A 15618-nucleotide genomic window follows, 5' to 3' on the forward strand; every position below is an offset into this window, starting at 1 on the left:
CTTATCTAGTTTTTGGCCTTGCCGACATAAGTCATTGTCGATACGGAAATTACCTATGGATTACATATGAATGAACCACTTTGGCCCTTTGTTGTGACCTTCAGCGCAGGATTGCTGACGGTGGCATTGGGTGCATTCTCATCGCTAAGCTGCCAACGGCAGACGAGAATCAAACAACTTATAAAGCAGCGTTTAACGCCAGCCTTTGTGGGCCGCACTAGCGATTGCGCCACCAGTAGCACCAACCCTGGCAGTTCGGCACGGGCGAACTATGCCCAGAACCTGGAAAAACAACTGGAACTGACTGCCACCCTACAGAGGGTGATGGCGAAAACAGCGCACTTCCCGGGTAATGCACCGGCCGCGCGAGGCCAGCTTCAGCGAGCGCTGTTGTTGCGCCAAGCAATCCTCACAGCGGAATTGGCCGCACAGGAAAACCCCAACCTGGCCAATGGCCAACCCGACTGGAAAACGCTGCAAAAAGGCTACAGCCGGATCATATCGCTGCACCAGCAATTACTTGGCGCACAAGACGCTGAGAATGCTAATCAAGAGACCACTGAATCGCTCAAATCACACACGTCAAACACCGAGCCCACTGCAGAAAAGGCCAACAACATCACATCGCTATCGCAGGTAAATCAGAATCTTGAGCACCTTCACGAAGAGCTACAACAGCGCGTGCGGGTGCTTAGCGCCTCTGACAACCGGGTTAAGCTGCTCGAGGCCAAACTCAATCTGGCTCAAAGCCAAATTGCCAGCCTGCAAACAAAGCTCAATCACGGTGCCCCTATCGCCTCAGTTCCCCAGCTGTTGAATCGAGTGAAGTAGCGCACCCCCCTCACCACAGGCGTGGCATTCAGTGCCGCCTGTTGGTGGTATCTCACCACAAACCTTTGTAGAATCGCCGTCTGGTTGCGCCACGCTGTGGCAGTGGCGCCTATTTGAAAACAGAATGTCGTTTTTTTTGTTTGACGTGGTCCCCGTTCATTAACAATTTTAAATAGGGGCTCTGTATGCGAAAACTATTCTACAAACAGCGACAAGATTGCTGTGGATCACTCCCGCTTTATGAGTAAACCTGGTAACACTGACCTTTGGTTTCTGCCCCAACGCCAGTTCTATTTCCGCACGCTGGTTATATTTTCTGCGGCTGGCACATTAGTATCCTACCGCGGTTGGCCGGATATCGACTGGTTAGCCATTGGTTTTGCCATTTTTATGCTGCTCTACTTGGTGGTGTCCGGCTACATGGCGAAAATTCGGTTCCCGGGCCAAGAAGCCGCCCTGGACCGCTACATCGGCTGGGCAGATGCAGCGCTTATCGGCGTTAGCCTATGTTTAGCGGATTTTCAGACGCTGCCCACAGTTCTTTTTGCCATCCTTATTCAATTTAATGCCGCCGTTACTGGTGGTAGCCGCAAATGGCTGGAAGATAACATCTCTTTCATCATAGGCTGCGTTAGCTGTGGTTTGATTGCCCCTCCCGAATGGAAAGCCAGCAGTGAAGTGAACACCTCGGCCACGGCCCTAATCGGCGTTGGGGCTTATGTCACTTTGAGCGGTTTGTTTATGAACAAACGCAATAGAGCGCTGAATACCAAGGTCGGCGAATTAGAAGAAGACCTAGACCGTACGAAATCTCGGGCATTCCGCCTATCTCGCTATTTGTCGCCCACGGTGTGGAATGCCATTACCACCGAAAATGACAAAATGCTGCAAACCGATCGCAAGCGCTTAACGATTTTCTTTTCCGATATTCAGGGCTTTACCGCCCTATCTGAAGAGCTAGAAGCAGAAACCCTGGCCGCACTTTTGAACACCTACCTCACCGAAATGACCAAAATCGTGGCGCACTTTGGCGGCACGGTGGATAAGTTTATGGGCGATGGAATCATGGTGGTGTTTGGCGACGGCAAAACCCGTGGTGCCAAGGAAGATTGCCTGCGCTGTGTATCCATGGCCATAGCCATGCGTAAGCGCATGAAGGTGCTGCAAAACCATTGGTTTCGCCAGGGCATTAAGCGCAAACTCGAGATCCGAATGGGCATCAACACCGGCTTTTGTACGGTGGGTACCTTCGGCGCCAAAGCCCACCATTTGGACTTCACCGTACTGGGTACCCACGTTAACCTAGCCAGCCGCTTGGAATCTGCAGCAGACCCCGGTGAGATATTACTTTCCCACGAGTCCTGGTCACTGATCAAAGACACCATACTTTGCACCAACAAGGGCATGGTAGAGGCCAAAGGCTTCAGCTACCCCATTGAGGTCTATCAGGTGATCGATCTGCGCAAAAACCTCGGCGGCGCACAAACCTATTTAGAAACCAATACCGAAGGATTCACTATGCAATTGGACCTGGATAAAGTGCGTAATTACGAGCGCGATAAGGTGATTGGAGACTTAGAAAAAGCGCTAGATTCACTGCGCGAAAACGATTAGCGATTGTCGAAACGGCTTCCCTGCCATTACACCCTTTAAAACACCCTGCTGCCAAGCCTACCTGGCTACTGACGTACTAGCCGCCAGCTACCGGGCGCGGCGGCACCACTGGTACGGAAAGGGTTAATATCTAAACCGCCACGGCGGGTGTACCGCGCATACACGCTGAGTTGATCTGGCTTAAGCCGAGCTTGGATATCCAGAAAACAACGCTCAACACATTGCTCGTGGAAGTCTTGATGCTCGCGAAAGGACACCACGTAGGCCAAAAGAGAGGCGTGATTGATGGCCGGCCCGGTGTACTCCAGCCAAAGAGTGGCCCAGTCTGGCTGGCCTGTTACCGGGCAATTGGTCTTCAGAAGGTTGCTGTAGAGCTGTTCGCTGACTCGCAAACCCTGCCGGGAATCGTCCAGCTTAAGCAGCTCTGGAGCGGGCTCATAGTGTTCTATGGCCACCTCTATCTCATCTATGCAAAGCCCCGTGGGTGCACACAGTGGCATGCGCTCTTGTGCTTGAGCCAAGGTCATTAAACTCACCACCACCGGTGCTCCGGCAGCCTGGCTCAAATCCGCTTGCATGCGGGTTTCTACCTCTTGCCAGGAGCTAAAGCGGGTTTGATTAAATGAGTTTAGGTACAGCTTAAACGACTTAGATTCAATAATGCTATCACTGATGGCTGGCAGAGCGAACTCCGCCACAGCCACCTGGGGCAGACCATTAGCATTGAGCCAGGATAACTCCCACGCCGTCCAGTAATCCACGCCGTCAAAGGGCAACTTTCCCGCCACGCCCAGGTTATCCCGGGCCACCTTGCGGGCAATGGGGTACAACTGATTGGGGTCGTACTGGCTGATGTAATCCGTGTGTTTACCTAGGCCGCTGCCCTGGGCCGAGTGTTCATCGTGTGCCATGGGTTAACCCCGCAGTCGCTTGCCGGAATTGAGCAGATAAAGCGCGTAGGAAAATAGCGCAACAATAAAAACGCCGATGCCCAGGAAGGCAAACCGGATATCAATGTCGGACACACCCAAAAAGCCGTAGCGGAAGGCATTTACCATATACAGCACAGGGTTCAACAGGCTCACTTTCTGCCAAAACTCAGGCAGTAAGCTAATGGAGTAAAAAACACCCCCAAGATAGGTTAGCGGAGTTAACACAAAGGTAGGCACAATGCTGATATCGTCAAACGAGTTGGCGAACACCGCGTTTACAAAACCCGCCAAGGCAAACAACACCGAGGTTAAAAACACAATGGCCACGGTTACCGGCAGATTGTGGATTTCTAGGTCGGTAAAAAAACTGCTCACCACGGTTACAATAAAACCAATCATCAAACCGCGCACAACCCCGCCCAATACATAGCCCAATAAGAGCACGTAATTGGGCGTTGGAGACACCAGCAATTCTTCCACAAAGTGCTGAAATTTTGCACTAAAAAAGGAGCTCACCACGTTGGAATAGGAGTTGGTGATAACGCTCATCATAATTAGTCCAGGCACCACAAAGGCCATGTAATCAAAGCCTTCCATCTGTCCAATACGCGAGCCAATCAGGGCGCCAAAAATGACAAAGTACAAACTCATGGTAATCACCGGAGGCAATAAGGTTTGTACCCAAATGCGTATAAAACGTCGTATTTCTTTACTTAAAATGGTGCTAAAAGCAATCCACTGTTCTGTCCAATTCATGCGCCGGCCTCCTGCTGACGCGCCTTGGAAGACTCAACCAAATGCACAAACAATTCCTCAAGCCGGTTGGCTTTATTTCTCATACTAGTAACTTCGATGCCCTGGCTAGTCAGCTGGCTAAACACCCCGTTAAGGGAATGTTCTTTATCGATGTCCAACTCAAAACTGTGGTTATCCACGCGGGTGATGTCGTAATTGGGCAGGGTAAAATCGCCGGCCAAATCGTCGCGAGTATCGAACACAAACGTCTCTCGGTTCAATTGCTGCAACAGCGACTTAATACTAGTGTTTTCCACCAAATTACCCTGATCAATAATGGCCACGTTGCGGCAAAGACTCTCGGCCTCTTCCAGATAGTGGGTGGTCAGAATAATGGTGGTACCAGCCTCGTTGATCTCCTGCAAAAACGACCACATGGTGCGTCGCAGTTCAATATCCACACCGGCGGTGGGCTCGTCCAAGATCAACAACTTAGGCTCGTGCACCAGGGCTCGGGCTATCATTAGCCGGCGCTTCATGCCACCGGATAAATTGCGGCTGGCGGTGTCTTTTTTGTCCCACAGGCCCAATTTGACTAGGTATTTCTCAGCGGCTTTCTTTGCATCGTGACGGGGCATACCGTAATAACCCGCTTGATTGACCACGATATCAAACACCTTTTCAAACTGGCTGAAATTAAATTCCTGGGGCACAACGCCCAACATCTTTTTGGCCAGAGCAGGCTGCTGATCGATGTTGTAGTCAAAGATACCAACTCGACCTGCTGTTTTTTTAACCAGCGAGCAAATAATACCAATGGTGGTGGATTTGCCTGCGCCGTTAGGGCCAAGTAGCGCAAAAAAATCGCCTTCGGCAACATCCAAACTTATGCCTTTTAACGCTTCAAACCCGTTGCCATAGGTTTTGCGCAGGCCTTCAATCTTTAATGCAGACGTCATACTTTCTTTCGCTTTCCAAAAACAAGGTTAAGCGGCGCGAGGTAGAAACCCTACGCGTCGGGGTAGAGGATTCGCCGGAGGAACGTGGAGCTAATTGTATGCCACAATATTGCCCGGCCACAGTTAGACGCTGGCGGCCGGCTCGGTGCTGCTGCACAGAGCAGCCGCCATGATACCACGTTTGCTGCCAGATGCTGGCCAACGCGCCGATACCCAAAAGGCAGACATCGCCACGAAAGGTCATGCTTAACTGGGTCTACCGAGTTTATTTGAACAATTTCGTCAATTTTTTATGACAACAATCACAAGCTCTGTCATCCGGCGGCAAATTCTGACCAATGCGTGAGCTCCGACAAATTTCTATACCCCAGTTTGATTTAGTCTTCAGTGCGTAACCCATCACCCCTAATAATGAACAGGCCGCGCCCGCCAATGACGCTAGACTCGCTTGATATTAAACAAATGAAACTGCTACTCACTCTGCTTGAGGAGCGCAGCATCACCCGCGTTGCTACTAAGCTGTCCGTTAGCCAGCAAGCGGTGAGCGAGCAATTAAAGAAACTGCGCCAAGCATTCGATGACAAGCTCTTTGTGCGCGCCAAAAACGGCGTGGTCCCCACACCATTTGCCGATGAGCTGGGCACGGTATTAAAAACCGTTATCACACAGCTGGAAGGCGTGGGCGAACCTGCAGTCTTTAAACCGGAGCTGGCCGAGCGCAGCTACGTCATTGCCGCCAGCGAATACGCCCAGCTGGTTATTTTGTCGGACTTTGCCCAAGCCCTGCACCAACACTGCCCCAGGATGCAGCTGGTCATCAAATCCTTGTGCGAAGATTCCATCGAAAGCGCCCTTACCCAGGGCCAGATTGATCTAGCCATTGGCGAAGACCACCAACTACCGCCAATACTCGCCAAACGCAAATTACTGAGCGACGCCTACGTCTGCGTCGCCCGCAAACGGAAAGATTCGACAGAGGTTCAGCGCCGCCAACACCTGGTGCTCACACGCACACAATCGCATTTAGACCATATGGTAAGCCAGTGGGAAAACAGCCTAGACCTGAACCACTACACAACCCTGTCCGTCCCCTCCTACGCCCTAGCCCCCACCTTTATTAACGCTTACAACGCGGTAGCCTTGATGCCATCGCGCCTACTCGACAATAAAGAATTCGAGATACTACCCACCCGCCAGCAACCGCCCTACTTCGACATAGTTGCCGCCTGGCACAGCCGAGCCACCCAAGACCCACTCCACCGCTGGCTGATCGACAACCTATCCGAAGTCTGCGCCAACAAACGCCATCCCCTACCCCAATCAGCCTAAGGCCACTTAGCAAGCGCCTTGGAACGAGTTTGACCCATGAGGGCGTGAAAAATAACGCCGCTGAAAAAGCGGCTAAACCCGTTGTGGTAATCCTGACAATGGGCAATGAATACAATCCTGAATAACTACAGCCAGCCCGCTGGCCACACAGTCACAACAAAGACATGACGGAAAGCCCCCCCGCAGACGCTGAGACTCTACAAAGGCTTGGCTATTGGGCTGGCTGCTGGCTGCTGGCTGCTGGCTGCTGGCTGCTGGCTGCTCATCATTAGGCTCTTCGTCATTAACGATGGCACAGGAGCGGGACAAATCGGCAGGAAGCCTATTTGCACAGCGAAGCTGCCCGTAGGGCGAGCGCCATGGATGGCGCGAGTGAATCGAGACGTAGTCGAAGTTTCACGCAGCTATGCATCACTAAGACATTATCTTACGCAGTATAGGCCTTAAGAACACCCGGACCTATATTAAGAAACTGGAGCGGGAAACGAGACTCGAACTCGCGACCCCAACCTTGGCAAGGTTGTGCTCTACCAACTGAGCTATTCCCGCAATGGCGTCCCCTAGGGGAGTCGAACCCCTGTTACCGCCGTGAAAGGGCGGTGTCCTAGGCCTCTAGACGAAGGGGACTAAGAGCCACAAGATGTGGTGCGCAGAATTTAACACTCTGCAAGCGAATCACCCGAAGGCGAAGGCGAGATTCCAGATCATCACCAAACGATTTTGACCTAGACGACCGACGAGCACTTGGTGCTAGCAGCCATACTTATATATCCTACATTCCAATACTCTAAATTCCGTTAGAAATTGGAGCGGGAAACGAGACTCGAACTCGCGACCCCAACCTTGGCAAGGTTGTGCTCTACCAACTGAGCTATTCCCGCTTGGCGTCCCCTAGGGGAGTCGAACCCCTGTTACCGCCGTGAAAGGGCGGTGTCCTAGGCCTCTAGACGAAGGGGACTCAGGACACTGATCTAAGCAATTTGATGACTGCCTCGATCAGAAGTGGGGCGCATTCTATGTACCCATCAGGCACCTGTCAACACCTTCAAACCTTTTTATTTTTAATCACTTACAGAATGATCGTATTGGCTAATGGATGATCGACCACTGGTCAGCGTCAGTGCATTTCCATCGCCCTTGGCTCATATAGAAAAGCAATCACAAAGACTGCGTCTATACTGAGGGTAACAAAAAGTGTCTGGCTGGCGCACAGCCAACGACCAAAGGTGCGCGTTCGCTCATATGAAAGCAAGCTAATTAACGCGCCCGTTCTTTACCGGCCATTAGTAAGCGCTTCCAAAGCGAGAGATTCGGGGTACACCAACATTATGACTTCAGTTTATATCATCAGTGCTGTCATCGTATTGCTGATTGCAACCGTGTGTTATGCCTTTTTTGTTCAAACCGTGAACAAAAAACGTGAGCAACAGGAACGCATCGTAAGCAAGCTTGAGCAACGCATTAAGAATTTTCGCTACCTACTGAGTGGTTTCCCTGAGGGATATCTGCCAAAAGACCTATCCCTGCTGGTGCATCGCCAGTTAGTGGACGCCGCCCAACAGTTGAGTTCACTGAAGCCCAAAGAAAAACGCTACATCGACGAGCTGGCCAGTTTTACCCAAGAGTTATCGGAAGTACAACGCAAGCCCCCGCGCGGCAAACCCGTGCGCCTGGAATCGGCCCAGCAGGGCAAAGAAGTAAAGCAATACCTTACCGAGCTCAACCAGTTTATCCAGCGGCTAAACAAGCGCGGTAGAGTCTCCGGCAAGGAGATGGACGCCTACCAAGCCAGTATCCGCAGCTTGGTGTTAGGCATTTCAGTGGACGGTTACGTTGCCCAAGCAAAAGAGGCTGAGCTGGAGAAAAAACCCCGCATGGCCCTACACTATTACACACTGGCTCGCAATTTGATGAGCAAAGAGAAACTTAATGCCGACCACAAAGAGCTGCGCGGCGAACTGGACCGGATGATTATCAAGTACACTGAGTTAGCCTCTGAAGAACATGCACCGGCTGCCAACCCAGAAGCTAATCAAGATGGCACCGACTGGGGCAGCGTACCGGGTGAAGACAGCTGGAAGAAAAAGGCCATATACGACTAACCAGATCCTAAGCCCTGCTACCGACTATGCCCTTGCGTATTACTGGATATGCTTTACTCCCATTAAGGGGTATTCACCGTGTACGACGCAATCCTACTGATGTGACTAAGCGGCAAGCCACTCTGCGCTTGCCATTCATTAAAGACAGCCTGTACCTTGGCCAAATCTCGTTTCGCTGTGGGGGTTTTGTCTACCACCTCTAACGAACGTAACAGCGCCACGATATCCTCTGTGATGAGAAACGTATCTTTGCCGGCCATACGCAGAAATCGCGCGCCAGACATACCTCCCAGTTGATTGCCCCGCTTTTTCAGCCAACCCCACAAATCGACAATATCACTGCCGGGCCACTGTGCTAGAAACCGGCCAAAACTACCGTACTCCCTGGCAACCTCTAAAACCAAATTGGCATTGTGACGGATGGACTTCATTTTACCCAGGTGCCGAATAAGCTTAGTGTTGGCCATGTGGGCATCCATCTCATCATCACTCATCATAGCGTTGGTGTATGGGTCGAAGTTGGCAAAGGCCGCTTCAAAAGCGGGCCAACGGGCATTGATCACACTATGCTTTAGGCCTGCCTGAAAGATACGCCGAGTCATAGTGGACAAATAGAACGCATCCGATTGATCGATCAGCTTTTGATCTGTTTTCACCGCTGGGAGGTGGGCGGCTTGCACAGCCGAGCGGCCTTTAAAACCTATGGCTCGCTGTTTTATTTCTTCAAACGGTACAGTCATTCAGAGCTGCTATCCCTTTGCGGCTCGCCGGCATCCTGCGGCAACAAATTGAGCGATGCCGAGTTAACACAGTAACGCAGGCCAGTGGGCCGAGGACCATCAGGGAAAACGTGGCCTAGGTGGCTGCCACACTTTCGGCAACGAATTTCAGTGCGCACCATGCCGTAGCTTTTATCGACTGTTTCTTCTATAGCGCCCGCAGCAACCGGCTCATAAAAGCTCGGCCAACCGCTACCAGAATCGTATTTGGTAGCGGAATTAAACAGCGGCTCACCACAACACTTGCACTGGTAAACGCCCTGGGTTTTGGTATCCCAATACTCGCCTGAGAACGCGGGCTCCGTGCCGCATTGCCTGCAAACACGGTATTCCTCCGGGCTTAATTTACTGCGCCACTGTTCTTCCTGCGCATCGTCATTGGCTGCTTTCTCTGTCATAATCGCCTCCCTTTTTTGGCGGGCTGATGCTGTAATTTTTGGGCTTTAACCCGGTTTATCTAAACAAGTTACGCACAGCACAGAATTATTGGTTTAGTTGTTATGGTTACTATCGATAAATCACACAAACTCCACGGCGTCTGCTACGACATCCGGGGACCAGTACTGGACCACGCCCTGCGCCTAGAAGACGAAGGCCACCGCATATTGAAACTCAATATCGGTAACCCCGCCCCTTTTGGTTTTGATGCACCGGATGAAATTATTCACGACGTTATAACCAATCTGCGTGAGGCACAAGGCTACACCCAGTCCAAGGGCTTGTTCGCTGCGCGCAAAGCCATTATGCACGAATGCCAAACACTGAAAGTGGCCAACGTCGACACTAACGACATTATTTTGGGTAACGGTGTCAGCGAACTTATCATGATGGCCATGCAGGCGCTGTTGAATAACGGCGATGAAGTACTGATACCGGCGCCGGATTACCCGATTTGGACAGCCGCCACCAGCTTGGCAGGTGGCAACCCAGTGCACTACCGTTGTGACGAGCAGGCCGATTGGTTTCCAGACATTGAAGACATAAAAAGCAAAATCACTGACCGCACCCGGGGCATTGTCATCATCAACCCCAACAACCCTACCGGAGCGGTGTACAGCCAGGATCTTTTGCAACAGATCGTTGACCTAGCCAGCGCCAAAGGTCTGGTCATTTTTGCCGATGAAATTTACAGCAAAATACTCTACGACGACGCCGAATTTATTCCCATGGGCCGCTTGGTGCACGATACCCTGTGCATCAGCTTTAATGGCCTTTCTAAAAGCTATCGTTTGGCAGGGTTTCGCTCCGGCTGGATGGTAGTAAGCGGCAACAAAAAACGCGCTAAAGGCTATATCGAAGGCTTGGAAATGCTGTCTTCCATGCGCCTTTGCGCTAACGTGCCGGCCATGCTTGCCGTTCAAACCGCCCTGGGCGGTTATCAGAGTATCAACGATTTGGTCATCAACGGCGGCCGCTTATACGAGCAGCGCAACGTGGCAGTGGAAGGCATCAGTAACATTCCGGGGTTGTCCTGCGTTAAGCCCAAGGGCGCCATCTACGTGTTTCCCAAGCTCAACCTGGACATGCATAAAATCCAAGACGACGAAAAAATGGTTATGGACTTTCTGCTGGAAGAAAAAATACTGCTAGTGCAAGGCAGCGCTTTTAACTACCCCGAGCCGGATCATTTCCGCATTGTTACCCTGCCCCGCAAAGACGACCTAAAACACGCCATCGACCGTTTAGCTGCGTTTTTAGACCGCTATCAGAAATAACGCGCAGGCCGCTCAATTTGATTTAGGGTTTAGGCCATGGCTGATATTCATATTGCAGATTTTCATCGCGACAGCGCGGCTATTTTGGTCGCTCTGTTTCGCAACTTTCCGCGCAAGGTGCAGTTATTCGTTGACGACATCGCAGGTTCCGCCGAGCCCGATGAGTTCGGCTTACCCAGCCCACGGCATCAAGCCTGCTTTGCCACCATGGTGTGGTTGGCCGAGGCCGGTTACATCAGCTATTTATCGCCCATTCGCCAGGAGGCACTGGACCAAGCCACGCTTTCGCATATGGCGTTTACGCTGCTGTCTTCGCCCAGCCGAATCCCCAACCTAGAACACCCCGGAAAAACCCACATTGCCACCATCCGTGCTGCGTTGAAGTCAGGCTCATCCGATCACGTTCAATCGGCGGTACTGCATTTGTTTGAGCAATCCCAGCGCCTGCGATAACGCTATTGCGCAGCCGATCGGTAAGCACATGTGAACAATTTTAAGCTGCGCTCTGGGTCCACATCGGGGAAATCTGCGTGCGGAGGCAACCGCGTAATCTGGCAGGTGTTGGGCACTTCGGAGGCAAACAAATCTCGAATAAATCCTTCATCCAACTCCGGAGCGTTTAAGCACGCGAGTATTTCGCCGTCGGCGGCACATAATTGCGGGATTCTTCGAATTAATTTGCCGTAATCTCGGCTGGCGACAAAACTGCCTTTTTGAAACGACGGCGGGTCAAAAATAACGATATCAAAGGGGCCACGCTTACGAATTCGCCCCCAGCTCTTTAATATATTCTCTTTTAAATAACTCACATCGGTCTGGGCCAATTGGTTGCCAATATGGTTGCGGCGACCCACATTTAAGGCCGGGCTGCTCATATCCACATTTAACACACTGGCGGCACCGGCCTGGGCCGCTACCACCGAAAAAGCACAGGTGTAGGCAAATAAATTCAATACGCGTTTGCCTTTACAGCGCTGCTCCAGCCATTGCCGGCCGGGCTCCATATCGAGAAAAAAGCCTAAATTTTGCTGCTTAAAGGGCGCCAGCTCAAACGCCAAAGCGCCTCGTTTAGCGAACAGCTGCTCGGGTGCAACACCGTACACCAACTCTGTGGGGCATTCGGTTTGGTATCGATGCTGAACCAAAATCGCTTGCACACCTGGATATTGCTTCCCAACCGGCGCGAGCAAGTCCGACCAGGAATCGACCGCCACGGGCTCATAAACAGTAACAAACACCACCGGAGCAAACCAATCGACGTTAATCTGTTCACAGCCAGCGATGGTTTTGCCGCGCCCGTGCAGCAAACGTTTGCTGTCGTTACTGTGGCTTGCAAACAGGGCCTGCATCGCCTGAACCAGCGGTTCAATTAAACAATTAAAGTGCGTCATTCTATTTCGTTATTTAAACCCAAGTGTTGTCAAAACTTGGCTGAGACCGTCGGCAAGTTTGCCTGCGGGCTGCGTAAAGTGGTGCCATTCTCGTCGCTGTGGATAGTTCTTTCGCAGGGCATCAAATTCTGGGCCCAGGGGCCTACCCTGCTCGGCCGCTTGGCTCAGCGCAGTACGTAGGGTGTGGTCGTCATTTAAAATATTGTAGGCTTGGCCCAACAGCGCTGCCAGCGGGTAGGCATTGGTGGTTTCGATAGCGCACAATTGCACTGTGCTATTGGCCGGCAAAACCTGCTGCGCGGTTATCTGCGGCTCAATGCCCAAATGCGCACACAGGGCCTGGTAAATCATCTCCGTGCCGGCAATCTTGCCGTCGTAGCTGTAACCGGCAATATGTGGTGTGGCGATACTAACTCGCTGCATCAATGCTGTATCGATGTTGGGCTCGTTTTCCCATACATCCAAAACCGCGCTAAATTCTGGCTGGGCGTCCAAGTGTGCCGCCAGTGCAGCGCCGTCGATGACCTCTCCCCGGCCAGCATTGAGTAACACGGCATTTGTCTGCATAGTCGCTAGCTCCGCGGCACCCAATAACCCCAAGGTCGGATGAGGACCGCCCCGGGTGAGTGGTGTGTGCACGCACACAATATCAGCTTTTAGCACTTGCTCTAGGGTAGTGAGATCCGGCACATCATTGGCATTAAGAAAAGGGTCGTACACTCGTACCGTCACACCTAGCTGACGCAGCTTGCGGTAGAGGTGCCCGCCCACATTGCCGCAACCAATGATACCGACACTCAGGTTAAGCCAATTAGGACGGACATGCGCTAACGCGGTAAAAACGTATTCCACCACAGAGTTGGCGTTGCAGCCCTGAGCGGAAGCCCAGCTGATTTGACGTTGATTCAGATAGGGGATGTCCAAATGATCCGTACCAATGGTACAGGTACCGACAAATTTAACGGGGGAATTCGCCAGTAAGCTGGCATCCACCTGGGTTACCGAGCGTACAATTAAGGCATCTATATCGCTTACTTGCTCAGGCGTTAGATTTCTGCCCGGCGCTTGCACCACCTGCCCTAGCTGGCCAAAAAACGTTTCTGAGTGGGGAATATTTTGATCCGCTAAAATTTTCATGCCCGGTTTAAAACCTTCTGCATACGAGTGAACGCTCTAGGAAACCCCATGGTCTGACAAAACCGCTCCAGCGCCTGCCACTGGGGAGCTTGTGGTGTTAACCATTGCCGCGATAATTGCCCGTGAGCACAATTCTCCAGTGGCGCATCGCACACGATGGTGGCTAGCATTTTGGCCAAGGCGATTTGCTCTAGGTGGGTACTCAATTTGCCCGCCAGAGATTTAGCACCACGTATGGGCATGTTGGCCAGTGAATCCAAGTTAGCAAACACCGTTTCAATATCTGGGAATTCAGCCAATAAAGCAGCGGCGGTTTTTGGCCCAACTCCGGGCACCCCTGGAATGTTATCGACACTGTCACCCACCAAGGCAAGGTAATCGGTTAGCTGCTCAGGATTTACGCCGAACTTGTCGAAGATGTCCGGCCGATAGAAACGCGCGTCGGCAGCAAAATCCCACAAGTAGTCTTCTGGGTCGATGATTAACTGGCCTAGGTCTTTATCCCGCGTCACCACCGCCACAGGGCTAGCCCGCAGCAGGCGTTGACCTTTAATCCAAGCCAGCAGGCTGCCGATTAAATCATCGGCCTCGTATTCAGCACTGGCGTAACTGGGAATGCCTATTAAAGAAGACAGCTCACGGCAGGCCTTTAATTGAAAGGCCAAGTCTTGATCGGGCAATTCACGGTTGGCCTTATAGGCAGGATACACCTGATTGCGAAAGCATTGGGTAAGGCTCTCATCGTAACAACAAGCCAGCTGCGACGCGCCGGTTTTTTCCAATAAACTGAGCAGAAATTGGCAATAACCGTAAACCGCACCAGTACCAACCCCGTCTTCGCTGTGCCAGTGGTCAGGCATGGAAAAATAGGCTCTGAAAATATAAATACTGGCATCCACCAGCAACAGGGGCGTGGCCATGGCTAGCGCAGTGCCTCAAGATGGTATTGGTGGCGGCGTCGATAATCACCGCCATAATAATCGGCTAGGCTGTCACAAAACTGGCGGGCGCGCGGGGGGATTTCCTGGGCCAGGTATTGATGTACCTGGCCTACGATATTGGCCTTAAATGCCTCACTGGGGCCACAGCACAATGCCAAGTTGTCAGCGCTGACTCGAAACCGAAAGCCGCAGGCCGCGCTGAACAGCCATTCCAGCGCCTGGGGTTTTACTTCCACGCGTTCAAACTCATCTTGTTGCGACTGACTGCGGCCATCCGGTGCGTACCAATAGCCGTAGTCTTCTTGCTGGCGTCGAAGGCGGCCGGCAACACACCAATGGGCTATTTCGTGCAGGGCACTGGCAAAATAATCGTGGCTGTAAAAAATGGTGTGCAAACCACCATCTGCTGCCGGACGATACAAAGGCTCTATACACCCACCGACCAATTGCGTTAGCTGGCTAGCAGCAAAGCAGCGGTTGAAAAGCCGCTCTATGTCGCAGGCAAGATGCTCAGATTGGGTATCAAGGATTGAGGGACCGGGCATGCCAATTGTCATTACAGTAACGCTTCTTACAAATGCACCGGACGGTCGGGCGGGTCTATGTCGAGGCAAGGCGTCGTCTGCAACTGCTGGTAATACTTGGCCGATAAATATTGCTTGCCGGCCAACAGATGATTGAGATACCAGCGCTCGGGCACAAGATCTTCGGCTAAAGCGGCTTGGTTGCCGATATACACCCAGGCCGCCAGGGGTTTGCCCTCCACCGATAGCCAGAATATTTCCCGGCTGTAGGCTCTAGGGGCGCTTTCGAATTGATCTAGCGCGCGCATACAGGGCTCGCCGGAAACTCGATATACCACACCTTCAACACGGCTACCCGGCGCATACGCCACGTTGGCGTGGCCGCTTCCGGCCGACGGCGCGCGTTTGTTAAATTTTAACGCGGTATTGGGCAAGCTGCCGGCAAAACAGCGGTCAAATTGAACTTGGCGGGCCTTCATACGCTCTGAATTCATATTGGAGCCGTAGGCGAAATAGAACTCGGTCACGGGACTATCCTATCCATTGAGCAAAACGGAACCGCGCATAATGCAGAGCTGTCATTTTTTTGCAACTAGTTGTTGTGCTTTTTGGAAACACAATATACCTTA

Annotated in this window: 16 protein-coding genes and 4 tRNA genes; 6 read left to right on the top strand and 14 right to left on the bottom strand. The window is 52.0% G+C overall.

Annotation, left to right across the window (positions count from 1 at the left end):
• Positions 1 to 66 precede the first annotated feature (66 nt).
• Both ACGHM3_RS16660 and ACGHM3_RS16665 read left to right on the top strand, forming a co-directional pair.
• A complete protein-coding gene (locus tag ACGHM3_RS16660) occupies positions 67 to 831 on the top strand; it encodes a hypothetical protein (RefSeq protein ID WP_345425284.1) in 765 nt (254 codons plus the stop codon).
• 240 nt (positions 832 to 1071) lie between these two features.
• Positions 1072 to 2445, top strand: a complete 1374-nt coding sequence (locus ACGHM3_RS16665) for an adenylate/guanylate cyclase domain-containing protein (protein ID WP_345425286.1) — start codon at positions 1072 to 1074, stop codon at positions 2443 to 2445.
• A gap of 65 nt (positions 2446 to 2510) precedes the next feature.
• Here ACGHM3_RS16665 and queF read toward each other — a convergent pair whose 3' ends face one another.
• The 3 genes from queF to ACGHM3_RS16680 are packed head-to-tail and all read right to left on the bottom strand — an operon-like array spanning position 2511 to position 5071.
• Complete coding sequence (queF, locus tag ACGHM3_RS16670) at positions 2511 to 3356, bottom strand: NADPH-dependent 7-cyano-7-deazaguanine reductase QueF (protein WP_345425289.1); 846 nt, start codon at positions 3354 to 3356, stop codon at positions 2511 to 2513.
• A gap of 3 nt (positions 3357 to 3359) precedes the next feature.
• Positions 3360 to 4133, bottom strand: coding sequence for an ABC transporter permease (locus ACGHM3_RS16675; protein ID WP_345425291.1), 774 nt, complete (start codon positions 4131 to 4133; stop codon positions 3360 to 3362).
• Positions 4130 to 5071, bottom strand: coding sequence for an ABC transporter ATP-binding protein (locus tag ACGHM3_RS16680; RefSeq protein WP_345425294.1), 942 nt, complete (start codon positions 5069 to 5071; stop codon positions 4130 to 4132). The genes ACGHM3_RS16675 and ACGHM3_RS16680 overlap by 4 nt, the downstream gene beginning before the upstream one ends.
• A 462-nt stretch (positions 5072 to 5533) precedes the next feature.
• Here ACGHM3_RS16680 and ACGHM3_RS16685 point away from each other — a divergent pair, with 462 nt between their 5' ends.
• On the top strand, positions 5534 to 6400 hold the full coding sequence (locus tag ACGHM3_RS16685; protein ID WP_390517276.1) for a LysR family transcriptional regulator: 867 nt from the start codon (positions 5534 to 5536) through the stop codon (positions 6398 to 6400).
• Between the two features lie 473 nt (positions 6401 to 6873).
• On the opposite strand, the gene ACGHM3_RS16690 is transcribed toward ACGHM3_RS16685, so the two are convergent.
• The 4 genes from ACGHM3_RS16690 to ACGHM3_RS16705 all read right to left on the bottom strand — a co-directional run bounded on the left by ACGHM3_RS16690 (position 6874) and on the right by ACGHM3_RS16705 (position 7358).
• Positions 6874 to 6949: transfer RNA gene (locus tag ACGHM3_RS16690), tRNA-Gly, on the bottom strand.
• Between the two features lie 2 nt (positions 6950 to 6951).
• Positions 6952 to 7027, bottom strand: a tRNA-Glu gene (locus ACGHM3_RS16695).
• Positions 7028 to 7205: 178 nt separating this feature from the next.
• Positions 7206 to 7281, bottom strand: a tRNA-Gly gene (locus ACGHM3_RS16700).
• Position 7282: 1 nt separating this feature from the next.
• Positions 7283 to 7358: transfer RNA gene (locus ACGHM3_RS16705), tRNA-Glu, on the bottom strand.
• Between the two features lie 370 nt (positions 7359 to 7728).
• Between ACGHM3_RS16705 and ACGHM3_RS16710 the strand changes: the two genes are divergently transcribed.
• Positions 7729 to 8502 (top strand): hypothetical protein, encoded by a 774-nt coding sequence (locus tag ACGHM3_RS16710; RefSeq protein ID WP_345425300.1) that lies wholly within the window; start codon positions 7729 to 7731, stop codon positions 8500 to 8502.
• Between the two features lie 62 nt (positions 8503 to 8564).
• Here ACGHM3_RS16710 and ACGHM3_RS16715 read toward each other — a convergent pair whose 3' ends face one another.
• Together ACGHM3_RS16715 and msrB are read right to left on the bottom strand one after the other, a co-directional pair.
• Positions 8565 to 9242 carry a DNA-3-methyladenine glycosylase I gene (locus ACGHM3_RS16715; RefSeq protein WP_345425303.1) on the bottom strand — a complete coding sequence of 226 codons (678 nt, stop codon included), beginning with the start codon at positions 9240 to 9242 and terminating at the stop codon, positions 8565 to 8567.
• The gene (gene msrB / locus ACGHM3_RS16720) at positions 9239 to 9679 is read right to left on the bottom strand and encodes a peptide-methionine (R)-S-oxide reductase MsrB (protein WP_345425306.1); all 441 of its coding nucleotides are present in this window, start codon (positions 9677 to 9679) and stop codon (positions 9239 to 9241) included. The genes ACGHM3_RS16715 and msrB overlap by 4 nt, the downstream gene beginning before the upstream one ends.
• A 102-nt stretch (positions 9680 to 9781) precedes the next feature.
• On the opposite strand from msrB, the gene ACGHM3_RS16725 reads away from it, so the two are divergent.
• Both ACGHM3_RS16725 and ACGHM3_RS16730 read left to right on the top strand, forming a co-directional pair.
• On the top strand, positions 9782 to 10996 hold the full coding sequence (locus ACGHM3_RS16725) for a pyridoxal phosphate-dependent aminotransferase (protein ID WP_345425308.1): 1215 nt from the start codon (positions 9782 to 9784) through the stop codon (positions 10994 to 10996).
• A gap of 36 nt (positions 10997 to 11032) precedes the next feature.
• Entirely contained in the window at positions 11033 to 11449 is a 417-nt protein-coding gene (locus tag ACGHM3_RS16730) for a hypothetical protein (protein WP_345425311.1), read from the top strand.
• 2 nt (positions 11450 to 11451) lie between these two features.
• On the opposite strand, the gene ACGHM3_RS16735 is transcribed toward ACGHM3_RS16730, so the two are convergent.
• From ACGHM3_RS16735 to ACGHM3_RS16755, 5 genes are read right to left on the bottom strand one after another with little or no spacing between them, the layout of a single operon-like run.
• Positions 11452 to 12387: a class I SAM-dependent methyltransferase gene (locus ACGHM3_RS16735; RefSeq protein ID WP_345425314.1), complete on the bottom strand. Its 936-nt coding sequence runs from the start codon at positions 12385 to 12387 to the stop codon at positions 11452 to 11454.
• A gap of 9 nt (positions 12388 to 12396) precedes the next feature.
• The gene (locus ACGHM3_RS16740) at positions 12397 to 13524 is read right to left on the bottom strand and encodes a 4-phosphoerythronate dehydrogenase (RefSeq protein WP_345425317.1); all 1128 of its coding nucleotides are present in this window, start codon (positions 13522 to 13524) and stop codon (positions 12397 to 12399) included.
• Entirely contained in the window at positions 13521 to 14444 is a 924-nt protein-coding gene (locus ACGHM3_RS16745) for a 5'-3' exonuclease H3TH domain-containing protein (protein WP_345425320.1), read from the bottom strand. Before ACGHM3_RS16745 ends, ACGHM3_RS16740 begins: the two co-directional genes overlap by 4 nt.
• Before the next feature lie 2 nt (positions 14445 to 14446).
• Positions 14447 to 15010, bottom strand: coding sequence for an elongation factor P hydroxylase (locus ACGHM3_RS16750; RefSeq protein WP_345425323.1), 564 nt, complete (start codon positions 15008 to 15010; stop codon positions 14447 to 14449).
• Positions 15011 to 15036: 26 nt separating this feature from the next.
• On the bottom strand, positions 15037 to 15516 hold the full coding sequence (locus ACGHM3_RS16755) for a gamma-glutamylcyclotransferase family protein (RefSeq protein ID WP_345425326.1): 480 nt from the start codon (positions 15514 to 15516) through the stop codon (positions 15037 to 15039).
• Positions 15517 to 15618 lie beyond the last annotated feature (102 nt).

The organism is Halioxenophilus aromaticivorans (assembly GCF_042850945.1).
GTDB classification, from domain to species: domain Bacteria; phylum Pseudomonadota; class Gammaproteobacteria; order Pseudomonadales; family Cellvibrionaceae; genus Halioxenophilus; species Halioxenophilus aromaticivorans.